We start from the raw sequence: 22,157 nt of genomic DNA on the forward strand, positions 1-22,157 counted from the left end.
CCGTCTCTATCAGGCCGAAATCCAACTCCGGAAATGAGGCAAGCCATGACGACCTTGAAAGCCTTCTCCGACAAAGAACGCGCCTATCATGTCTATCAGGCCCGGCAGGACTTCCTGCGCCAACAGCGCTCGATCCAACGCGAACTCGACGACGAACGGGCGGCACGCGCGGCCGAGCGGCAAGCAAAAGAAGCCGCCTTGCAAGCGCAAGAGGCCGAGCGCCAAGCCAAGGAAGCCGCCCTGCAAGCCCAGCAGGCCGCCCTGCAAGCGCGCGAGGTCGAGCGTCAAGCCAAGGAAGCCGCCCTCGCCGAGATCGAGCGGCTCAAAGCGCTGCTGCACGATCGCGACCGCCCCGCCGACGCCTGAAAACCGGTTCCTCGTGGAAGCGGCCTCCGGCCGCGATGGGCGCCGCGATGAATGCCGGCTATCAATCCAAGTTCCTCACCCGTGGTCCTATCGGGTACAGCGCTACCCGTGTTCGACTATTCGACCCCGGATTTCGCCGTTTTTCGACCATTTCGACCTCGGCGACAGCGCCCGCAACGCCTCCTCATAGCGGACGCTTCCGGTACTCGTCGTAAAGTAGTCGGAGGTCGCGTGGACTGAGCTTCACGCCGCGTCTTGAGCAACTGCAGATCTAAGGCGCTGATGGATCGGGCGCGTCATGCAATTACGATCGCTCACCGATGTTCCTCAGATCTCTGTTCTGATGTGGGTGTCTTATCGTGTGCCTTCGCTCACGCAAGAGCGCGTAACCTGCCACCCACGAGCCGACGCTTTAGTATGCCAAGCAGGAAATGGCTTAGTTCCATGTAATCCCGTGGCACGAACTGCAAACTATTCCACGGCCGGCAGTTGCCCTCGCCGAAACTCCACACTCCGGTAGTCCACGCAGTCTCGTCACGCAGTGGCGACAGGGCATCTACAAAATCGATGGCTTTGCTGATGCCGTAAGCGCCGTGTAGATACTCCATGACGTACCCCATGGAGATGATCCCGACGCCATGAACCAATCGAGACGTTCTCGGCGTATGACTCCTCCAGGCCTCGTTGAAAGCGAGTTGCACGGCCCGAAAGAACTCGCTGATCAGTTCAAACGCAGCGTCTTCGCCGCTTTGCTGCTCCGCCACTCGCCGTAGTGCGCCGTCGCGCAGGGAGGCCATGATGAGTTTCTGCATCACGGTGTCTTGAATGATGCCCGCGGGATTGGTGTGTTGTCTGATCTGCCCGTACAAAGAGGACTGTTCATCAAAGTTAAGACGCTCGGTAAAGCGTGCTGCGCTTGCTCGGGACGAGAGTCGGCCAGGCAATCCTTCGACGGTTGGCAGCAGTTCGTAGATCAAAGATTTCGGCAGGGGCCTGGTGTTGTTGATCAGGATGAACTGTTTGCGCAGCTCATCCTCACCATTACACAGGATAGCCGACACGAACACCTCGAAATGGCGGTCCTGCAGCCCTTCCAATGCACACAAGCGCTGTTGTCCATCCACGACAACCCCAGGGGGGCCATCAGCACAATCGATGTGAACGGTCCCGCATCCACTATCCGACTGTACCCGCACATTTCCCGTGAAAGCAACCACGATGCTGTTGGGTAACACTGCGTCGTCGCCCGCGAGGTAAGCCCTGATTTCTTTGATGTGGGCAGCAACCTGAGGACGTTGAAAGCCGTGCAGTGTACCATCCGTTCGCCGCCCAATGCGCTGGATCGCCGCGAACTGCAAGACGTCTTTCGCGGGGGCGCAGAACGCAAATACCGGGAATGCTGCGCCTTGTCGCAGGGGGTGATCGGGGTCCAGAAACCTGCGGCATCCTTCTCCACCGCGACCAACTGCAGCGCATCGGGCAGGAAGCCCAAGGCGGCACCGCAGTGATTGCAGCGCCAGTTCTCGAAATAGACGGCCTGGCCGCAGGACTGACAGGCAAAAGTGCGCATCGTTGGGGCACTCCGGTGGTTGAGGTGCGCGCAAGGGGCGGATAGGTGTCACTGATCAGTTCAAAAGCGGCGTCCTTGAGAGTCTATAGCTCGCTCATGGCTCCAACCTGCTCCGCCCGTGCGGGAGAATTGCCGCAATCATTGCCCGGTCGGCACCACCGCGACCGAGCCGAACTGACGAAAGTGAGCGTCGAAGGCGAACCAGGCGCGGTGGCATCAGGGCCTGGTCTTCAAGGCGCTGTTATGCGGGTGCTTGCTCATCTGAAATCCGATCCGCGGCGTCAGTCCATCCACTGGGGACTGCTCGCCCTGAGCGTGCCGGGAGTCGCTCGCCGACCTCGATGCCCAAGTGACGGACTGTGCTCTCCAGCTTGGCACGAGCGGGCGGACATCAGACATGGGGTGTCTCCCCCACGGGATCCTGATAGAGGTGACACCGGTTCTTGCCCGTCTGCTTCGCCTGATACATGGCTTGATCGGCCTGGCGCAGCAACTGATCGCCATCCACCTCATTGGCCTGCGGATAGAGCGTGATCCCCAAGCTGGCGGTGACCTGCAGTCGCAGGGCGCCCACCCGTACCGGCGCCAGGGCAGTGGCGAGCAGGCGCGTGCTCACCGCCGAGCAGCAGTCGGCCTCGGTCAGATCGACCAGCAAGGCGACGAACTCGTCGCCCCCCAGGCGCGCCAGCGTATCGACCGCACGCAGACTCTGCTGCATCCGGTGCGCCACGGCCTGTAACAATTGGTCGCCCACGGCGTGGCCGTGCGCGTCATTGATGGCCTTGAACCCGTCGAGGTCGAGATACACGACCGCGAGCCGTTGGCCGGTGCGCCGGGCGCGTGCCATGGCCTGACCCAGGCGGTCGCTCAGCAGGAGCCGGTTCGGCAACCCGGTCAGGACATCGTGATGCACCAGGTGCTCGAGTTGATGCTGGTACGTTTTGAGGGCCGAGACATCCCGAGTGGTGCCAATCAGGCGGCGCGGGGTGCCGCTCGGGTTCCGCATCACCTGACCGAGCGAATGGAGCCAATGCAAGGACCCGTCGGGCCAGACCACCCGGTAGACCTTGTCGAAGGCCACCCCCTTGCGCACCGTGCGCCCCAGGCTGGTGAGGCAGCCGTGCCAATCCTGGGGATGAACTACGTCGCGTACCGCGCGGAGCATCACGCTCCGCTGGGTGGGGGGAAGCCCCAGCAAGGCGGCGTGCCGCTCCGACCAGGCCACCGCCCCGGTCGCGAGGTCGCAATCCCACAGGCCCATCGCGCCGGCCTCCAGAGCGATTTCCAACTGCTGCTTGCTTGCCCGCAGGGCCTGTTCGCGTTGGCGCAACTGCACATGCAGCCCGACCCGCAGCGCGACCACCGTCGGATCGAGCGGTTTGTGAATGAAATCCACCGCCTCATGCGCCAGCGCCTGGGTTTCAGTCTGGGCATCGATGCGCGCCGTGATGAAGATGACCGGGATGTCCGCCGTGAGGGGGTCAGCCTTGAGCGCCGCGCACACCGCATAGCCGTCCATCCCCGGCATCATGACATCGAGCAGGATCAGGTCCGGCGCGGGGACGCGGCGCGCCAGGGCGAGGGCATCCGATCCGTTGGTGGCCATTTCGACGGCGAAGTTGAGGTCGAGCGCGGTGGCCAACACCTTCAGGTTGACCGGCTGATCATCCACGATCAAGACGAGCGGGCGGGCCTCAGGCATGCGGTTCTCCGGGCGCCGGATCGGCGGCACCGAGCACGGCGAGGAGCCGCTCGGCCGCCGGGTAATCGATCTGGTCGAGCGCCGCGCGCAGGGCCTGGCAGGTGGACTGCGCAGACGCCGGGAGGGCGGCCCGCAGTGCCGTGAGCATGGCGGGAGAGACGAACCGCCGTTGCGCCACCAAGGGGCGAAGCTTGCCCAGCAGACGCCCCACCTCGTCGGGATTCCCCACGGCATTCGCGGGCTCCGCCGCGCCGGGCAGCGGCAGGTGGGCGATCTGCGCCAAGGCTTGCGCATGGCACTCACGCAGGCGCGCCAGCGCCTCGATCCGCTGGGGGCCGTCCGCGTGCAACGCCGCCTCGAGGCGTGCGGCCGCATCCTGGAGCGCGCGCGCCCCCACGGTACCGGCGACCCCCTTGAGGCGATGGGCGGCCTGTGCGGCGGCGGCCGGATCGCCGGACTCCAGGGCCGCGGCGATGGCGTCGGCGTCGCCCCGGACCGACTCGGCGAATTGGTGCAGGAGGGCGCACAGGTCATCCTCGCCTGCCGCGATCTGCCGGAGTCGGCTCAGATCGAAACCGGGAAGTGCGCCCGCGCCCGCCGGTTCACGGGACATCTGGGGAAACCGGGGCATCCCCTCCACCGGGCCCGCCGCCGGGAGCCAGTGTTCGAGTGTGGCCGTCAAGGCATCGAGCGTCACCGGCTTGGTCAGCAGGTCCGTCATGCCGGCGGCGCGCATCCGCTCCCGCTCCGGCTCCGTGACCCCAGCGGTCAGGGCGATCACCGGCAGCGCGGCCCAGGCCGGATTGTCCCGAATCCGTTGGGTCGCCGTCAGGCCATCCAACTCGGGCATCTGGATGTCCATCAGGACCGCGTCGAAAGACGCCTCGGCCAGACGCGCCAGGGCCTCGCCACCATGGTTGGCCAGGGTGACCTGGGCGCCCAGTAGGCGCAGCATGTCGCCGATCACCCGCTGGTTGAGGGGCTGATCCTCAGCGACCAGGATCCGTGTCCCGACTAGGGTGGGCGCCGGCCGGAGAGTCCCCACGGTTGCGATACCAGGGACTACCGCTGCTACCCCCAGATCGATGTCTAAGATGAAAGCGCTCCCCACGCCAAGCTGGCTCTCCACCGTCAGCGTGCCCTCCATGAGTTCCGCCAGGCGGCGGCTGATGCTTAGACCCAGGCCGGTGCCGCCAAAGCGCCGGGCGATCGAATGGTCGCCCTGGACGAAGGGTTCAAATAACTGCGTTTGAGTGCCCGCGTCCATCCCGATCCCGGTGTCCGTGACCGTCCAGCGCAGTCGCGCCCCTGAGCCCTCGCCCTCCCGGCGGGTGACCCGCAGACGAACCTGACCCTGTTCGGTGAACTTGAGGGCATTGCTCAGCAGGTTGGACAGGATCTGTTGCAACCGCAGAGGGTCGCCCAAGAGCACGCGGGGTACGTCGGGGTCTACCTTGATCACCAGATCCAGCCCCTTCGTCGCGGCAGTGGGGGCGAATAGGGAGCGCAGACGCTCCAGCAGCGCGTGGAGGTCGAAGGCGACGAGGTCCAGGCTCAGACGCCCGGTGTCGAGCCTGGACTGATCGAGGATATCGTTGAGGATCCCGAGCAAGGTCTCCGCGGATTGATGCACGTGCTCCAGGTACTCCCGGCTCGTCGGGTCCAGGGACTGATGCAAGGCCAGTTCGGAGAGGCCGAGGATGGCGTTCATGGGAGTACGGATCTCGTGGCTCATGTGGGCCAGGAATTCGGACTTGACCCGCGCCGCTTGCTCGGCGGCGGCGCGCGCCTGCTTTGCCTCGGTGATGTCCCAGTTGACCCCAACCATCCGTTGCGGGACACCCGTCGCATCCCGTATCACCTTGCCGAAGGCCGCGATATGACGGACCGTCCCATCGGGCCATCGGACTCGAAACTCGGGTCTGAACGTCTGCTCGCCACGTAAGGCAAACTCGATGTCGGCCTGGGCCTGCGCGGCATCCTCCGGATGCAGCCCCTGGACCCAGGCCGCATAGGCACCGCTGAAATCCTGTTTCCGCGCCCCATAGAGGGCGTACATCTGTTCATCCCAGATCAGCCGATCATCGACGACATCCCATTCCCACACGCCGACACCCCCGGCCTCGGTGGCTAGTTGCAGGCGCTCGGTGAGTACCCGCAATGCCGTTTCCGTTTGCTTGCGTTCGGTGATGTCGTGCATGAAACCAAACCCGTACAGTATCCGGTCCTGATGATCGCGCACCGCGCCCACCCGTTCCCAGAGCGGGAAGCGTCGCCCCGCGCGATCAAAGACGTCCAACTCGCCTTCCCAGCTTTCGCCCCGCGCCGCCTGGGGCACGACCTCGCGCTCCAGCACCGCGACGGACTCGGGTGGATAATAATCCCGATAATTCAGCCGACGCGCCTCCTCCAGCGAATACCCGAAGAGTCTTGCGTGCGCCGGATTGATGTAGACGAGCATCCCCGTGAGATCGCTGATCGCGATGGCTTCCTCCGAGGCATCGGCCACGGCCTTGAACAGCCGCAAGTCATCTTCCGTCTGCCGGCGCGCGGTGATATCCACATAGGCGATGACCACCCCATGATCCGGATGGGTTGCGGGCATGGCGCTGACCGAAATCCAGGTGAGACCCTCCTGCTTGACGATCCCCATCTCCACGTCGCGGACGGTCTGCTGCTCCGCCATCGCCCGCACACTCGCGTATTCTTCGGGCGGCATGGGCGTGCCATCCGGGCGGACGATCGTCCACTCCGGACCATCGTAGGTGCGTTGAAAGTGTGCCTCCCGCGAGAGCCCCAGCAGCGTCTCCGAGGCGCGGTTGCAGTCGATGATCTGACCCGCGGGATTGGTGATGGCGAGGCCCACCGGCAGCAGGTCATAGATAGAGCGCAGCTTGGTCTCGGAGGCTTGCAGCACGGCGGTGCGGGCGGTGACGCGTTCTTCCAGCCGTGCGCGCTCGGCTTCCAGTGCGCGCTGGACTTCCCGCATGGCGGTCACATCGTGGAGACTCACCACGACGCCTTGGACTTCCCCATCCATCCGGAACGGTTGCTGTGTGATCTCCAGATCACACATCTGACCATCTCGGTGCGGACTCTGCAGACTGAATAGCTGAGGCTGTCCGGCCAGGGCCAATTCCAAGTGGGCGGCGACCACGGCATAGGCATCTGGTTTCAACATCTCCTCAATCCGACGCCCAATAAACTCCTGGCAGGGCCACTGGAACTGCCGCGCATAGGCCGGGTTGACCATCCCGTAGCGCAATTCTCGGTCGATAAAGATCAGCATCTCGTCGGCGGTCTCGACGACCTGCTGGTACCGGCATAGCTCCAACGCGGCCTGTTTGCGTTCAGTCACCTCCATCACCACCCCGCGCACGCGTAGCGGTTGGCCGGTGGTATCGAAGACAAACTCGCCGCGCGCCGCGACCCAATGCAGGCTGCCATCGGGCCAGACCACCCGGTACTCGCAGTCAATCGGCTCTCGCGCGGCGATACAGCGCGCCAACTCGGCCTCGACTCCCGGCAGGTCCTCGGGATGGACCCGGCTGGCGAACGCCGCATAGGTGCCACCGAACTCGCCGGGTTTGAAATCGAACAGGACTTCATGTTGGCGCGTCCAGGCGATCCGGTTGGTCGTGATCTCCCAGTCGAAGATCCCCATGCGGGCGGCATCGAGAGCCAGCCGGAGCCGGGCCTCGCTCTCTTGCAAGGCTTGGTTGGCGCGCCGTTCGTCCGTGATGTCGCGGATCGTGATGAAGCCCAGGGCGAACTGGCCCGCGGCGTCGTAGATCTGGCGGCCGTTGTAGCTGGCGTCGAATGCCCGTCCCGTCTCCACCGCCTGCGCGTGCAGGATCTGGTTGTCGACGGTCTCGCCGCGGACGACCCGCGCCATCGGCCACTGCTCGGGGGGCAGAGGCTCGCCCTGCGCGTCCCAGCCCTTCCACGTGGCCTTGAGCTGTTGGCCCGCCATCGGCGTGTCGCCGTCGGCCGCAAACCCGTGAAGCCGCAAGGACGCCGGGTTCTGGTAGGTCAGGTCGCCCTGGGCATCGAAGAGCATCACCGCCTCGGACATGTGCTCCATGACCAACCGGAAGCGCGCTTCACTCTGCCGCAGGGCCTCCGCGGCGGCCTTGCGGTCGGTGAAGGCGTGTTCCAGCTCCCGTTGCTGCGTCGCCACCTGACGGCGGAGCGCGATTTTCTCGATCCCCTGGGTCACCGCGCGGCGCAGCTCGTCCCCGCGAAACCGGCCCTTGGTCAGGAAGTCGTGGGCGCCGTGCTTCATGCAGTCGACGGCGAGCGCAACCTCGGCGTGGCCGGTGAGGACGATCACCGCATAGGCGTCAACCTGGGCGGGGTCCCGCGCGGTGAGGAACTCCAACCCCGTCAAGTCGGGCAGCATGTAGTCGAGGAGCAGGCAGTCCGGCGGCTGGGCGGCGATCAGGGCGCGGCCCTGCGCGCCCGTGGCGGCCGTGAGGACGTGGAAGTCCTCCCGCAGGGCACGCTGGAACGCCTCCGTGTCTTCGGGGCTGTCGTCGAGGATGAGGACGGTCGGGCGCGGGTCGGTTTCATCGTCCAGCAATACCCCGAGCGCCTGTCCGAGCAGCGCCTCGGGCGCGAGCCCCAGGTACGCCTCGCTGTTGGCGCTCACCTGCACAATGCGCAGCGCGGGCTCGTCCACGACCAGCAGCGCGCCATGGGGCTGGATGGCGCCCGCGGACTGGATCGGCTCGCGGTCGCAGTTGGTGAGGTCGATGTCAATTGTCATGCGCAGATATTACGCCTGAACGAAGACGTTCTGCGGCGAAAATGATGGCACTTCGGCGTGCTCTGAGGGGGTTGCGCACCTTCACCGGCCCCTCGAAATGCCCCAGGTGTGCCCTCCGGGCGTCAGGCAGGCAGCCGAAAATGCGTCAGCTTAGGGTTGATATCTCCGATGTCCGACACGACTGATGGGTCTTTTTAAGATGTCAATCTGACAAGCGACCATTTCGGCCCTGCGAAGGCGTGCCCCATGGATGGCTCAGACGACCGGCGGCGCCAGCAGGTGGCGAACCAGGGGCGGCGCGTTGCCGCGATGGAGCGCCCGGATCTGCTCCTGGATCACCCGGTCGGCACCGGCGACCCGTTCATGATGGCGCAGATGGGCGAGCCAGGAGCCTTCGACGAAGGTTTCCACATAGCGGCCGGGCGCGGCAGCGTCCTCCATGATCCACCACTGCACTGCCCCGGAGCGGCGTCGGGCCTGGGCCTGTTCCCCCATCAAGGCCAGGAAGACCGGGGCATCCGCCGCGTCGATTCGGTATTCGATCATGGTCATGACCGGCCCCCGCTCCTGCGGCTGGTCAGCCAGGACCAGGGGCGCCGGCCAGTGCATCGACGGCGCCAGGTCCAGCCCCTCGCCCTGACCCAGCTTGGCCCGCCAGGTGAGCGGGATGGCGACCAGGGCGCTGCCCGCGGCGATCAGCAGGGCGGCGTCGATGCCGAGTTGGGCGGCGATCAGGCCCCAGAGCGCCGAGCCCAGCGCCATGCTGCCGGCGAAGACCATCATGAAGACCGATAGCCCGCGGGCACGCACCCAGTTGGGCAGGGCGGTCTGGGCCGAGAGTTGCAGGGAGGACAACACGAAGATCCAGGAGACGCCCGCCAGCAGGGAGGCCAGCGCCCCCGCGTAGGGATTGGCGATGAGCGAAAAAACCACCAGCACCAACGCCGTCCCGAGGGTGCCGAGGGCCACGGTGCGATCCGCTCCCAGCCGCGGTTTGACCCATGACAGCAGCACCGCACCCAGCACCGCACCCACCCCGACGCAGCCCAGCAGCACGCCGTAAAGCCGGGCACCGCCGCCGAGCGACGTCCGGGCGATGAGCGGCAGCAGCCCCCAGTAGGCGCTGGCGAAGAGGAAGAAGGCGGCACCCCGCACCAGGGTGGCGCGCAAGGGCGCGCTGTGCAGGGCATAGCGCAGACCGTTGACCATGGCCTCGCCGAGACCCTCAACGGGCAGCGCGGAGACCGGCTGAGGGGCGGGCCGCCACCATAGTAGCGCCGCGACGATCACCAGGAAGCTCAGGCTATTGACGAAAAAAGGCGCGGCCAGCCCGCCGCCGACGATCAGCACCCCGGCCAGTGCCGGGCCGATGGCGCGGCTGACGTTGATCCCCGTCGAGTTGAGCGCAATGGCCGCACCCAGGGTCTCCCGCGGGACCAGTTGCGGGACGATCGCCTGCCAGGCCGGCGCGATAAAGGCCGCCCCGGTGCCCAGCAGAAAAACAAAGAATAAGAGCAGCGTCGCGCTCATCCATCCAAGTGCGACCAGCCCCGCCAGCGTCGCGGCGGCCAACGCCATCAGGCCATTGACTGTCAGCAGCAGCCGTTGCCGGTTCAGGATATCGGCCAAGGCGCCCGAGGGCAGCGCCAGCAGCAACAGCGGACCCATGGTCGCCGCCTGCACCAGCGCGACCATCAACGGGTCTGGGGTCAGGGTAGTCATCAGCCAGCCTGATCCCAGGCTGTGCATGGCGGTGCCGGTATTGGACACCACCGTGGCGATCCAGAGGACGGCGAAGGCGGGCTGTCGGAAGGGGGCCCAGGGGGAAACGCTTTTCATGGCAGCAGCCGCTTCAGTTCGGCGTCCGATCAGTAGCGCTTTTTGTCCCTCCGAATGGGTTCTGCACCTTCCGGCTCAGCGGCAGTCGCTTTGAGTTCTCGCAGCAGCGCCCGCATGATCGGCGCGTTGAGATAATCGTAGGCCGAGACATCCCGGCCCTCGACCCGCTTCAGGCTGATGTGGTCCAGGTCATCGGTGAGCTGACCGATGAGTTCCAGACGCCGTTCTTCACGGTCGCCGGCCGCCATTGCCCCCCAGTGCTGCTTGATCTGCTCGGTAAACGAGGCGCTCAGGTGCGCGTCGTCATGAATGATGCCGATCTTGGCCAGGGCCGGGGCGAATTCGGCTCCCAGTTCGAATGGCTTACCCCCGGCGCGGCGCCAGACGAACAGGTCCATCGCGTCACCGAGGTCGCCCAGCGTGTCGACCCCGATCACCCGCGTGATCAGCCCGGTGGCGAAGGTCTTCAGCGCCCAGCCGGTGGACACCTCGGCCTGGCGCGGGTTGAGGTTCGGCAGGGCGTCTTCCCAGTGGCGGTCTGTATGCAAGCGGAAACCGCGGCGCTCATCGGCCGCAAGTTTGAGATACGAGGGCTCGATCTCGTCGATGACCGCCTCGAAGTAATAGAGCGGGATTGGCATGACCACGTCATGCACAATGATGATGCGCGGGTCATGCCACTGGGTGGTCTTGACCTGCCGACCGCCGTGACTCAGGACATCGATCAGACTTTCCTTGAACGCCGCAGCCCCGCGCCCGCCGGCATCGGTATCGACACCGAGCACGACCAGCCGGGTGCGGTTGGTGACGACGCCGTCGTCCAGCGCGGCGGATTCAGCCGTGCTGACCCGCGCCATGACGCCGGCCAGTTGCCCCAGGGCGAGCAGCTTGCGCTTACGGTAGGCGGCAATGGCGTCGTCAGTCACCGGCTCGCCCGGCGCCTGGGCCGGCTCCAAGGTCAAGCGCGCCTCCAGATCCAACCCGGAAATGACATCGAGTCCCGGCTGCCCGTCACCGCCCTGGGCCTGACCGAAGATCCGCCCGCGCAGCCGTTCGCGGCCGAGTTGCGTCATGGCCCGGCGCAAATCGGCCACGGTCTGATCCACACCCTTGGTGACGACCCGCCCGCCTTCCTGGACCACGGGCTTGAGTTCCTGGGCGATGGCCTGGGCCAGGGCCTGACGATCGAAGGTACTGACGAAGCGCCCGTCATCAATGAACAACCGGCGGTAGACGCGATCCCAGATGCGGTAGCGCGGCTCGTCCAGGGTCTCAAAAACCTCGACTCGCAGACTGTAAGGCGGGACCACCGCGGTCTCGCCGGCCATCAGGCGTGCGGCATCCTTCTCCAGTTCCTTGACCAGGCCGTCCATCCGGGTCGCCAGGCGGACATATTGGCGTGAGCGGTCTTGCAGGAAGTCCATGAGACCGCGCAACTGCATCAGCCTGACCCGCGCATCCAGATAACGCAAGGCCGCACCCTTGGCCTGGGTATAGACGGCCTGCGCCTCTTCCTTGGCGTGCAGGAAGTCCTGATCGCGATTGAACAGCCGCCGGCTGGCGGCGGCCTTGCGCAGATTCTCATAGGTCAGGTCACGCAGCTCGGTGCGCTTTTTCTGCGACTTGATGATGTCCTTCGCCTCTGCCGCCTGTTCGTCCTGGCGCGCCTCGGTCAGCCAGGTCTTGGCGCAGACCTCCAGCACGCGCACCACGAGATAACGCTCCTGAATCGGATCGAGTTTGAGGCCGGTGATGGCTTCGCCCTCGCGGGCCGCGGTGACCAGTCCCGGCGCATCACTATCCACCAACTGGTGACCCTTGCGGACCTCCTCCTCCAGCTTGGAGACCATGTCGATATAGGCATTGGCCTGCTCCTTCTGGAAGAACATGGTGCGGTCCTTGATCGTGATCCGATTGATCAGGACCTCGCGCTGCTGCGCGAGTTGCCGCGCCACCTGTTGAATCAGGGTGTCGGCATGGACCGGTTCGCCTTTGTCACTGGTGCCGGTCAGGGCGCCCGTATCCACCGATTCCACCAGCCGGTACCAATAGCCGTCGAACAGCTCGGCATTGGCATCCTGACGCGCCAGTTCACGCACGGAGGCGACAAAGGCGGCATTGATCAGTTCCTCGCGGCCCTCGTCCGACAGTTGGGCGAAGCGCGGGCTGTTGTAGTCCACCGCGAGCTTGGCCAGCGCACGGGCGCGCTCGTCCGCGGGATCGCTCTCGCCGACGCCGAAAGTGATCTGGGCACGCAGCGCTTGGGCAGCGAAGCGCAGTGCGCAGTATTCGAGCAGATCCTGACCCGGCAGGACCATGGCGACCGCACCACAGGTGCCGTAATTCTTGGTGAAGCCCTCGCCCACATCCCGCAAGTCGCCGGGAAAGCGGGTCAGCGCCTCCAGATGCTGCTCATAGTTGTCGTATTCGCCGGCCAATTCATTGATGACCGGAGTGAAGATCTGCATGAATGCGGTATCGGCGATGACCTTTTCCGGATCGCGGGTGCCGACATGCGGCGGGCGGTCCATAAGAAAGGAGACAAAAAACGGCCGGGCGCTGACGCTGAGCGTCTCGTGCGCGTTCTCATTGCGATAATACTGGAACGGCTCACTGGTCCGCCCGGCCTGCCGGACCTGGCTGTAATCGAGCTTGGTGAGATTCTCCAGCTCCTTGAGCGCCGCATAGGTATTGGCGTGGATATTCGCGTGCAGTTCCGGGCCGACCTTATCCGTCAGCAGGGTCGACAATAACAGATTTGCGATCACGCGCGGCTGCCACCCGGTCCGATCGATAATCTCGTCGATCAGATAGGCCAACGAGAGAAAACTGCCGGAGCCGGTGCCGCCGGCCAGGGTACAGAACAGATAGATATTGACCTTGCCCTGTTTACGCCAGGTCACGCCGGGAGCCAGCGCCTGATTGACCAGATCGGTCAGTCGCTGCCGGATCGCCGGGGAATGGAAGAAAAAGCCCAGCCGGGATTCGATACGGATCTGCCCGGCGCCCGGCTTGACACCCTCCCGCGGGGTATAGGTCGACGGCAGCCATTGCTCGGTCTGCGGGTCATTGGAGCGGCGCAGATGGGCGACGACCTTCTGTTTATCGAAGGCGGCGATATTGATTCGGTTCCCTTTCGGCACCTGCTTCAGGGCATCCTGATCCAGGTCATTGGTATCGATTGAAATGAACGCCGTCAATGGCCGCAGTTGACTCTCCCAGTTCGGCAAGCTGGCGGCCCGCGCCGCGATGCGGTCGACGATCCGTGAGCCGACCCCGCCGACCCCGAGGAAAAACGTCGGACTGATGGTACCCTGATCCGCACGATAATCATTGTCTGCCATGATTGCTCCTATTCCAGCGTCACGATGCCCTGGACCAATCAGCCGCCGCACCTGGAACCGATCCCGCGGACCTTGCCCGGCGGCTGAAAATAGGACAGGATTAGCAGAGTTTTTCCTGATTATCAATCTCGAAACACTTGTACTGTGGCGCTTTTCGCAGTCGCAGCGGGGCTAAGGCGATTTCCGAAGAACGTCGTACCACGCGGGCTCAACCTCCGGGGACCCGGGCGACGCGACTGGAGGCCGACGCTTTAGCGGGCGGCGGTGCCGCATCCGGGTTCGCGGCAACCGGTCATGAGGCCAGCCACAGCGATGATCCGGATTTATCCACAGATGTCACAGATGTTCACCGATGAAGAAAAGCACCTGCGTTCTACCGACGTGTCGGGGCGACTGAAGTCGCCCCTACCGTCCGTGTAGGTCGGGTTAGCGCAACGTCACCCGACGTTCCGCGCCGGGATGTCGGGTGACTGCGCGCGTCACCGCCAGACGGCGGCTCAGGGCACGACTGTGTAAGGCTGCACCCGTTGGTTGTTGTTGCCCTCGTAGGCCTCCGCGTTGACGCAGGTGTGATCGATGAAGGCGCGCAATGACTTGGCGGCGGCCGCTCCGGCGGGGAGGCCGCCGAAGGTCAGGGTCCGCCTGGCCCCGGCGGCCAGGGTGCCGACGGGAACCGCGGCGTCGCAGGCGAGGACGCCCGGCTGACCGATCCAGAGGGCGAGCGCGCCGGCATCACCCGCGGCGGTGCCGCGGTTCCGCACCGTCACGGCGGCGCTGAAGGTCCCGCCGGCGGTGGAGCGGTCGGGCGTCAGGTCGATGGCGGTTGGTCCAGACGCGCAGGGTCCCTGGGCTCCCGGCCTGGGTGCCCCGATTCTTGACGGTGATCGCGGCGGTGAAGGTGCCGCCTGCGAGTGGGGCGCTTGAGGTCAGGGTGACATTGGTGACGGCGAAGTCGGCGTCGGAGGCGGGCGGTCCCCCGAACCCGACAACCGGCACCTGACGCAGGTGATTCGTGGCGCTGCCGTCGCCGAGCTGGCCGTTCCCGTTGAATCCCCAGGCCCAGAGGCTGCCGTCGGTCTTGATGGCCAGGCTGTGACCCCCGCCGGCAGCCAGCCGCTGCATCTCCGGAGTGTCGGCCGCGACAACGCTCGCCGCCCAGGGCGAGCCCAGCAGCCGGGATGTTGGGGTTCGTTCCTCACCCCAACCTACGGGCTCAAGACCCTGAGCGCCGATGCCGAGGCCCGGCGCCTGGCCTTCGTGCGCGAGCGGGCGCTGCGCGACGAGCGCAGCCTGCTTAAGGATGCGCGGGAGGAAGGTCGGGCCGAAGCCTTGCGGAACATGTCAATCAATCTGATCCACGGTACCGACCTGAGCGATGCGGCCATCGCCGCGATCACCGGACTCGGCGTCGCTGACCTCGCCGCGCTGCGGCGGGCTTTGTAGCAACATCGAGGTCTGGCCGGAATGGCGCGCGTGACCAGCGCGACTGGAGGCCGACGCTTTAGCGGGCGGCGGTGCCGCATCCGGCTTTCGGGTCGCGGCAGCATCAAAATAGGAATGCTTCTCAAAAACGCTTCTCGCGGACAGCCAAACCCGGCTTATACTGGGTGTCGGCGATCATGTGGACGCCGTAGCCGAATCCCCGAATCCCTCCCTTGAGCGTCGCAGCGCACCGCGATCTTGCGCCGGACGCGGGAAAACTTGCACTTCCGGTTGCCAGGGAGCGATGGTACCAAGATCCAGTAACCAATAAGGGGAAGCCCTCCCGGACTGGGTTCCCTGTCCAATATCGATGACAATGCCAGCGTCATCGGGCGGTAAACGCAAATGATAAAGCTCACGGCGACGCCCGCTGCCCAGGCGATTTCCGAATATCGCCAGAGGAACGCTGAAATCACCGCCATCCAAGACGCCGACCAGCGTCGGCTCGCGGAAAGCGAGTTGCGTGAGGCACGCCGCCTGCTCGTCATGGACTATTCGGCCGCCTTTTTTCGCCGCCTGATCAGCCAGCCGGCCGATGGAGCCGAGGCCCTGGTCTGGTTCTGGTTTAATCACTTCAACGTGCTCTGGCAAAATGACCTGGTCGGTGCCGCGCTCCCCAGCTACATCGACGACGTATTGCGGCCCAATGCAGAGGGGCGGTTTCGCGATCTGCTGCTCGGCACCATGACGCATCCCGCCATGCTGGTGTACCTGGACAATACTCGCAACAGTTCCGGTAAGATGAACGAGAACTACGCCCGGGAGATCTTGGAACTCCATACGCTGGGAGTGAACGGCGGCTACAACCAGGCGGACGTCCGCGAGACAGCGCGTATCCTCACCGGCGCTGGCCTGCGGCCCTTGGAGCCTGTCCAGTGGGCGCCCAAGCAGGTGCCCTACCTGGTTCAACGTGGGGAGTTCCTGTTCGATCCCAGGCGCCACGACTTCGGCCGCAAGGACCTCCTCGGGCAAACGATCCCCGGCAAGGGCTTTGGGGAGCTTGAAGCCTTGGCCGATCGTCTGTCCCGCCATCCGGCAACCGCGCGCCATCTGGCGGGAAAACTCTGCCTCTTTCTGGTGGGCGAAGAGGCGCCTCCTGCCCTTGTAGAGGAGGCTGCCCGAACCTTCCGGGAAACCAGTGGCGATCTCGCCGCCGTTCTGGGTCTGATCCGGGAGCGCCCGAACCGCCGGGACGCCCCCGGCCCCAAGACCTTCAAGGAGCCTCAGCGCTGGGTCACTTCCGCCCTGGCCCTGCTGAGTGGCGCAGTACCCGTCAAAAATGCCCAGTTGCCGCTCGGCTGGCTCTCTGCGCTTGGGCAGGGTTTGTTCGGCTGCCGCACACCTGATGGCTATAGCCTACGGGGGGGCGACTGGCTCAGCGCCGGCCAATTGGCGCAGCGGTTTGAACTGGCACCGCAGATCGTCAACACGCTGCCCCGCCTGGCGGAAACCGCGATGCCGCCGGAGCAGATTCGGGCCAGCCCGGCGGTGGGCGCGCTGGAGGCCACACTCGGCCCCAAGTCCAGGCAGGCCTTGACGCGGGCGAAGGGTGACGCGGGGCGGCTGGCGCTGTTGATCTCCAGCCCTGAATTTATGTACTGGTGAATCATGCGTGCATACGGGATAGATCGGCGGCAGTTTCTGCGTCTGGCGCTGGGAGCCGGATCAATGCCCATGGCCTGGCGACTCTGGGCGGCGCCGGCGGTTCACCCCGGGCCCAGGTTCCTCTTCGTCTTCCTGCGCGGCGGCTACGACGCACTGAGTGCCCTGGTACCCTACGGCGAGCCCTTCTATTACGAGGCCCGTCCGAACATTGCCCTCGCGCGGCCGGACCCGGCCAACCTGGAGGCCGCCGTGCCGCTGGATCACCGCTGGGCGCTGCACCCATCCGTGAGCGACGCCCTGAAGCCCTTCTGGGACGCCAAACAACTGGCCTTCGTGCCCTTCACGGGCACGGGCTTCGTCTCCCGCAGCCACTTCCAGGCCCAGGACTGGGTCGAGCTTGGCCAGGCCCCGGAGGCGCGTCCCGCGTCCGGCAGCGGTTTTCTCAATCGCCTGCTGACTGAACTGAATGGTGCGCGTGGGTCCGCAACGGGCGTGAGTTTCACCCCCACCTTGCCGCCGAGCTTCCATGGACCCGTACCGGTCGCGAACTGGCCCCTGAGCGGCTCGCGTCGCGGCAAGATCAATCCGGGCCTTGAGGAGTTGATCCTCGCGATGTACGACGAACATGCCCTTGAGGATCTGGTCAGAGACGGCCTGGGACTCCGGCGGGAGATCTCCCTTCAGTTACAGCAGGAAATGCAGGAGGCCTCCCGCGCCGCCCTGCCAGCCGGCAGCTTTGCGCTCGAGTCGGCGCGCATGGGACGCTTGCTGTGCGACCATCCCGAGTATTTGCTGGGCTTCGTGGACGTCGGCGGATGGGATACTCACGCCGGACAGGGCGCCGCGCGCGGCGCGCTCTCCAGTCGGCTGCGGGATCTCGCGGAGGGCCTCCAGGCGCTGGCCCGGGAACTCGGCTCGGAATGGCAACGGACCCTGGTCGTCGTGATGTCGGAGTTCGGCCGCACCTTCCGCGAGAACGGCAGCCGCGGCACCGACCACGGTCACGGAACCACCCTCTGGGTGCTGGGGGGCGGCATCCAAGGCGGGGCCATCCGCGGTGAACAGGGGGGGCTCGGCTCCGGCGATCTGCACCAGGACCGGGATCTGCCGGTGCTGAACGAATACCGGGACGTCTTGGCCGGTCTATTAGCCCAACACTATGGTCTGGGGAGCGAGGCGTTAGCGCGTGTCTTTCCCGCATCTAGCCCGCGGAATCTCGGCATGCTTTGAGATCGCCAACACGCCGCTGGTGGGGCAAGCATGATGGCCATCCATGCCGCGCGGGGTTGACTCAACCGCTCCCAATAAAAAAGGCCCGGGCGCATCACGGCGCCCGGACCTTCCTCCGCGGTCTCCACGCGAGACCGCTCAGCGCATCACTTGTAGGAGACGGCCTTATCGATCAGGTCGACGTGCTTGCGCTTGAACACGGTCCAGGACTTGGTGGACTTGTCATAGACCGAGTTGACGAAGCACTTCCAGTTCTGGTCGTCCACCGTGTTGAAGTCCATCCGGTAGTAGAAGCCCGGATAACGGGACTCCTCGCGGAACTGGATGTGCTTCATGTGGGCTTCGGCGGCCAGGATACGATGGTAGTTCTCCCAGGCGCGCAGCAGTTCGTGCAGGTCCTTGGCACGCATCTTCAGCGCGTCTTCCTTGAGCATGCCGAGTTTGTGCTCGGCCACTTCCATCATCTTGGCATTGGTGCGGTAATAGGTCGCGACACCGGCCACGTATTCGTCCATGATCTTCTGCAGACGGAACTGCAGCATCCGCGGGGTGATGTAATTGGGATTCACATCGATCGCGGTGGTGTAGTCCTTGTTCTCCAGGAAGTTACGCACCGGACGGTAGATCTCTTCCATCAATTGGTCGACTGAGGTATCGAGCTCCGGCTTGTGGTCCTTGTTGTCCATGACGAACTTGATCATGGCCTTCATGGCCAGACGGCCTTCGGCATGGGAGCCGGAGGAGAACTTGTGCCCGGAGGCACCGACGCCGTCGGCGGCGGTGAACAACCCCTTGACGGTGGTCATGGAGCGGTAGCCCCAGTTCCAGCCGGAGGGCAGATGACCCGGCACCTTGTCGGCCTCGGCATGGCCTTCGCTGGTCGGCGCGCCCAAGTCGGTCGGACCCGACACCCAGATGCCGCAGCAGCCCGAATGCGAGCCGAGCAGGTAGGGTTCGGTCGGCATCAGCTCGGAGTTCTTCTTCTCCGGCTCGATGTTCTCACCCGCCCAGACGCCGGCCTGGCCGATGCACATATCCAGGAAGTCTTCCCAGGCCTCGGCCTCCAGATGCTTGATCTCTTTCGGCGTCATGGTCTCGGCGAGCTTGCCCAGGGCGCTCACGGTGTCCATGTAGATGGGCCCGCGGCCTTCCAGCATCTCGTTGAGCATGACGTGGTTGCGCAGACAGGAGGGCGTCACGTAGGCACGGTTGTAGGGGCCGTAGGGCTCCAGCAGCGCCTGGGACTCGGGCTTGGAGAGGTACTCCTCGCCGTAGGCATTGATGGCCTTGGACTTGAACAGCAGGAACCAGGCGCCGACCGGCCCGTAACCGTCCTTGAAGCGGGCGGGGACGAAGCGGTTTTCCATCATCGTCAGTTCGGCGCCGGCCTCGGCGGCCATGGCGTAGGTGGAACCCGCGTTCCACACCGGATACCAGGCGCGGCCCGTGCCCTCGCCGACCGAACGGGGACGGAAGATGTTCACGCAGCCGCCGGCCACCAGCAGGCAGGCCTTGAACTTGTAGACGAACAGCTTGTGGTCGCGGGTGGAGAAACCGACGGCACCGGCGATGCGGTTGCTGTCGTTCTTGTCGTTGACCAGCTTGACGATGAAGACGCGCTCCTGGATGCGCTCGGTGCCCAGCGCCTTCTTGGCGGCCTCGGCGACGATCCACTTATAGGACTCGCCGTTGATCATGATCTGCCACTTGCCGGAGCGCACCGGCTTGCCGCCCTCGACCAGGGGCTTACCCTCGTCGCCCGGCTGCTTCCAGATCGGCAGACCCCACTCCTCGAACAGATGCACCGAGTCGTCGACATGCCGGCCCAGGTCATAGGCCAGATCGTCGCGGGTGATGCCCATCAGGTCGTTGGAGACCATGCGGGCATAGTCGGCCGGATCGTTCGGGCCGAGATAGGTGTTGATGGCGGAGAGACCCTGAGCCACGGCGCCGGAGCGGTCCATGGCGGCCTTGTCGACCAGCTTGATCTTGATGTCGAAACCGGCCTTCTTGGCCTGGTCCAGCCAGGGACCGGCCTCGAAAGCGGCACCGCACGCGCCCATACCACCGCCGATGAGGAGGATGTCGACCTCTTCTTCGACGACTTCGGGATTTCCGAATACACCTGCCATATCAAATTACCTTTGCGTTCTCAACTGGGTTCGCGGCGAGACCTGAGCGGGTCCGGAAACGGGCATCAGGTAGGGGCCGCACGCTGCCGGACTCGCGCTACTTGGCGATGAGCTGGGTTGCGTCTGCCGCGTGCAGACCGTCGGTGCCGGTGGTGAAGAAGCCGGCCTTCTCGATGTTGGCGATGTCGGCGGTGGGCTTGTTGCCGTAGGGGTCGATCGAGCCCTCCGGGGTGGTACGGATCGGGAACTTGAAGCGCTTCATGGTCCCGTTGCGGAACTTGATGGTCCACATAATGGAATCAGTGCCGCGCAGGGGCTGCACTGAGGCGCCCATGGGCACGACGTCGGCGTAATGACGGCACTCGATCGCCTGCTGCGGGCAGATCTTGACGCAGGAATAGCATTCCCAGCACTGCTCGGGCTCCTGGTTGAAGGCCTTCATGGCGTGGCCGGTGTCGGAGCCGTCCTGGTCCAGCTTCATCAGGTCGTGAGGGCAGATGTACATGCAGGCGGTCTTGTCCTGTCCCTTGCAACCGTCGCACTTGTCGGTACGCACAAACGTGGGCATCGCGATAAATCTCCAAACAGTTCACTGCGGTGATGTGCCGCCATCGGGGGTCAAGGCGCGGGGCGAGGCGCCGGCAGCACGGGAAGACGCTCCACTGAAAACCGCCGCGCCGCTGCACGCCCGCGGTGTTCAACCCGGTCCGCACCGCGCATCCCGGCCGAGTGCGGCTCGGCGCCTAAGATGCCTGGCGGGCTGACTCGCGTTCTGCCCCTGGCGTCCGACAGATTCCGACGATGGGTTCCGACGATGATGCCGAGGGAGTCCGGACCACGCGAGTGCGGCAGAGTAGTGACAGGTCCATGTTACTGTCAAAACAGTATTTCGGTTTGCTTTGATAAATTCGCTTTATTAGCAGATTCCGGAATCCTTGAAGTGACGAAAAGACGCACACGCGCCCGGCGTTTGCGGCGTCGCGGTCGATTTTGTCCTGGGACCTTGACCACGGTTTCGGCCACGCGGCATCTACGGCCGGAACGACGATCGAGGCCGGCACGCGGGCGCGCCGGGACAGTGCGCACGGCGCACCCGATGCTGATCCCACCGCAGCGCGTTAGGACCCGGAGCGCGGGTCTTGCCTGCCGCCGCGGAACTGGCTAGCCTCTCATCCCATGGACACCATCGCCAACCCCCACGACACTGTACTCTTCCGCGAGAGCTTCGGTCAGCGTGAGATCGCCCCGGACTTCCTGCGCCACCAACTGCCGGCACCGCTGCTCGCGGTGATCGATCTGGAGACCCTGGAAATCGCCAAAGACAGCTACGTCGCTCAAGACCTGCGCGCATCCTTCTGCTGACCCGCCTGGTCCCATTGGCCATGCGCTGGATCTTCAGTGACCAACCCATTGAGCGGTTGCGTGAGTTGTTCGCCGTCATCGAACAGATTGAAGACCAGACGACGGCGCTGGAGATGCTGGAATCCCTCTTGCGTTACTACGTCCAAGGCACCCAGCGGGTGGACGAGCAGGACGTCCGCCTGCTCCTGCAACAGACCCGAACCGGCAACCCCATCATGCAAACCTTCATCGACCGCTACATCGAGCAAGGAATCGAACAGGGCGCAGCCAACGTACTCCTACGCCAGATTACAAAGAAATTCGGCCTCCCCAGCGAGTCGGTACGTCAACGCATCGCCGCCGCCGACGCCGATACCCTGTTGCACTGGTCCGAGCGTATCCTCACTGCCGACAGCCCGGAGGCCGTGTTGCACTAACCGCGTCGGGTGGGCACGTCGTTGGTGCCCGCGCCTCCCGGGCATCCCATCCACCACCATCGGTGCCGGCGGTCGGGGACGACTGTAGGGGCGACTGTAGGGGCGACTTCCGTCGCCCCCTCAACATCCGTAGATCCGTCCCCGAAAATCACCTAAACCCCCGGCGCCCTTGGCCATGCTTCCGGCCAGCCGAGGCGCGGCCGACATCGCGTCTGCGCGGCCCTGGTCCGGCTAACGGCCATGGAAGGAACATCAAGCCACTCCGGACGATGAAAGTCCCCCATGGGAGCGGCGTCCCGCCGCGATGCGGTGCCGCGGTGACCGCGAACGCTGCGGCTGCA

General features: G+C 65.0%; 15 protein-coding genes and 1 pseudogene. 6 read left to right on the forward strand and 10 right to left on the reverse strand.

The window, feature by feature from the left end:
- The first annotated feature begins 45 nt into the window (after positions 1-45).
- Positions 46-366 carry a hypothetical protein gene (locus tag QZY03_RS30100; RefSeq protein WP_295587767.1) on the forward strand — a complete coding sequence of 107 codons (321 nt, stop codon included), beginning with the start codon at positions 46-48 and terminating at the stop codon, positions 364-366.
- A 371-nt stretch (positions 367-737) separates the two neighbouring features.
- On the opposite strand, the gene dbpB is transcribed toward QZY03_RS30100, so the two are convergent.
- The 8 genes and pseudogenes from dbpB to QZY03_RS30140 form a co-directional block, all read right to left on the reverse strand.
- On the reverse strand, positions 738-1,724 hold the full coding sequence (gene dbpB, locus QZY03_RS30105) for a DGQHR domain-containing protein DpdB (RefSeq protein WP_363169669.1): 987 nt from the start codon (positions 1,722-1,724) through the stop codon (positions 738-740).
- 59 nt (positions 1,725-1,783) lie between these two features.
- Positions 1,784-1,936, reverse strand: a pseudogene (locus QZY03_RS30110) (zinc-ribbon domain-containing protein); the annotation flags it as partial.
- A 391-nt stretch (positions 1,937-2,327) separates the two neighbouring features.
- Positions 2,328-3,638, reverse strand: coding sequence for a diguanylate cyclase (locus tag QZY03_RS30115; RefSeq protein ID WP_295587769.1), 1,311 nt, complete (start codon positions 3,636-3,638; stop codon positions 2,328-2,330).
- Positions 3,631-8,406: a PAS domain S-box protein gene (locus QZY03_RS30120; protein WP_295587771.1), complete on the reverse strand. Its 4,776-nt coding sequence runs from the start codon at positions 8,404-8,406 to the stop codon at positions 3,631-3,633. Before QZY03_RS30120 ends, QZY03_RS30115 begins: the two co-directional genes overlap by 8 nt.
- 255 nt (positions 8,407-8,661) lie before the next feature.
- On the reverse strand, positions 8,662-10,245 hold the full coding sequence (locus QZY03_RS30125; protein ID WP_295587773.1) for an MFS transporter: 1,584 nt from the start codon (positions 10,243-10,245) through the stop codon (positions 8,662-8,664).
- Between the two features lie 29 nt (positions 10,246-10,274).
- Positions 10,275-13,589 (reverse strand): tubulin-like doman-containing protein, encoded by a 3,315-nt coding sequence (locus QZY03_RS30130; RefSeq protein ID WP_295587775.1) that lies wholly within the window; start codon positions 13,587-13,589, stop codon positions 10,275-10,277.
- A 497-nt stretch (positions 13,590-14,086) separates the two neighbouring features.
- Positions 14,087-14,356, reverse strand: a complete 270-nt coding sequence (locus tag QZY03_RS30135) for a hypothetical protein (RefSeq protein WP_295587777.1) — start codon at positions 14,354-14,356, stop codon at positions 14,087-14,089.
- A complete protein-coding gene (locus tag QZY03_RS30140) occupies positions 14,322-14,711 on the reverse strand; it encodes a hypothetical protein (RefSeq protein ID WP_295587779.1) in 390 nt (129 codons plus the stop codon). Before QZY03_RS30140 ends, QZY03_RS30135 begins: the two co-directional genes overlap by 35 nt.
- Here QZY03_RS30140 and QZY03_RS30145 point away from each other — a divergent pair.
- The 3 genes from QZY03_RS30145 (at position 14,682) to QZY03_RS30155 (ending at position 17,906) form a co-directional block, all read left to right on the forward strand.
- Positions 14,682-15,032 carry a hypothetical protein gene (locus QZY03_RS30145; RefSeq protein WP_295587781.1) on the forward strand — a complete coding sequence of 117 codons (351 nt, stop codon included), beginning with the start codon at positions 14,682-14,684 and terminating at the stop codon, positions 15,030-15,032. The two genes, QZY03_RS30140 and QZY03_RS30145, sit on opposite strands and share 30 nt — an antisense overlap.
- Positions 15,033-15,416: 384 nt before the next feature.
- Positions 15,417-16,676 carry a DUF1800 domain-containing protein gene (locus QZY03_RS30150; RefSeq protein WP_295587783.1) on the forward strand — a complete coding sequence of 420 codons (1,260 nt, stop codon included), beginning with the start codon at positions 15,417-15,419 and terminating at the stop codon, positions 16,674-16,676.
- 69 nt (positions 16,677-16,745) lie between these two features.
- Entirely contained in the window at positions 16,746-17,906 is a 1,161-nt protein-coding gene (locus tag QZY03_RS30155) for a DUF1501 domain-containing protein (RefSeq protein WP_295587785.1), read from the forward strand.
- Between the two features lie 146 nt (positions 17,907-18,052).
- Here the strand turns inward: QZY03_RS30155 and aprA are convergent, their stop codons facing one another.
- Together aprA and aprB are read right to left on the reverse strand one after the other, a co-directional pair.
- Complete coding sequence (gene aprA, locus QZY03_RS30160; RefSeq protein ID WP_295587787.1) at positions 18,053-20,038, reverse strand: adenylyl-sulfate reductase subunit alpha; 1,986 nt, start codon at positions 20,036-20,038, stop codon at positions 18,053-18,055.
- Between the two features lie 97 nt (positions 20,039-20,135).
- Positions 20,136-20,606, reverse strand: coding sequence for an adenylyl-sulfate reductase subunit beta (gene aprB / locus QZY03_RS30165; RefSeq protein WP_295587789.1), 471 nt, complete (start codon positions 20,604-20,606; stop codon positions 20,136-20,138).
- 608 nt (positions 20,607-21,214) lie between these two features.
- On the opposite strand from aprB, the gene QZY03_RS30170 reads away from it, so the two are divergent.
- Both QZY03_RS30170 and QZY03_RS30175 read left to right on the forward strand, forming a co-directional pair.
- The gene (locus QZY03_RS30170) at positions 21,215-21,400 is read left to right on the forward strand and encodes an Rpn family recombination-promoting nuclease/putative transposase (protein WP_295587791.1); all 186 of its coding nucleotides are present in this window, start codon (positions 21,215-21,217) and stop codon (positions 21,398-21,400) included.
- 20 nt (positions 21,401-21,420) lie between these two features.
- Positions 21,421-21,816 (forward strand): hypothetical protein, encoded by a 396-nt coding sequence (locus tag QZY03_RS30175; protein ID WP_295587793.1) that lies wholly within the window; start codon positions 21,421-21,423, stop codon positions 21,814-21,816.
- Positions 21,817-22,157: the final 341 nt, after the last annotated feature.

Origin of the sequence: uncultured Lamprocystis sp., assembly GCF_903933125.1 — a bacterium.
Lineage (GTDB): Bacteria > Pseudomonadota > Gammaproteobacteria > Chromatiales > Chromatiaceae > Thiodictyon.

Coding starts and splice junctions, on each gene's coding strand:
- QZY03_RS30155 (WP_295587785.1), top strand. CDS start 16,746: ATGGCCTGGCGACTCTGGGCGGCGCCGGCGGTTCACCCCGGGCCCAGG.
- QZY03_RS30175 (WP_295587793.1), top strand. CDS start 21,421: ATGCGCTGGATCTTCAGTGACCAACCCATTGAGCGGTTGCGTGAGTTG.
- QZY03_RS30170 (WP_295587791.1), top strand. CDS start 21,215: ATGGACACCATCGCCAACCCCCACGACACTGTACTCTTCCGCGAGAGC.
- QZY03_RS30120 (WP_295587771.1), bottom strand. CDS start 8,406: ATGACAATTGACATCGACCTCACCAACTGCGACCGCGAGCCGATCCAG.
- QZY03_RS30115 (WP_295587769.1), bottom strand. CDS start 3,638: ATGCCTGAGGCCCGCCCGCTCGTCTTGATCGTGGATGATCAGCCGGTC.
- QZY03_RS30125 (WP_295587773.1), bottom strand. CDS start 10,245: ATGAAAAGCGTTTCCCCCTGGGCCCCCTTCCGACAGCCCGCCTTCGCC.
- QZY03_RS30150 (WP_295587783.1), top strand. CDS start 15,417: ATGATAAAGCTCACGGCGACGCCCGCTGCCCAGGCGATTTCCGAATAT.
- aprA (WP_295587787.1), bottom strand. CDS start 20,038: ATGGCAGGTGTATTCGGAAATCCCGAAGTCGTCGAAGAAGAGGTCGAC.
- QZY03_RS30140 (WP_295587779.1), bottom strand. CDS start 14,711: ATGCAGCGGCTGGCTGCCGGCGGGGGTCACAGCCTGGCCATCAAGACC.
- QZY03_RS30130 (WP_295587775.1), bottom strand. CDS start 13,589: ATGGCAGACAATGATTATCGTGCGGATCAGGGTACCATCAGTCCGACG.
- aprB (WP_295587789.1), bottom strand. CDS start 20,606: ATGCCCACGTTTGTGCGTACCGACAAGTGCGACGGTTGCAAGGGACAG.
- QZY03_RS30100 (WP_295587767.1), top strand. CDS start 46: ATGACGACCTTGAAAGCCTTCTCCGACAAAGAACGCGCCTATCATGTC.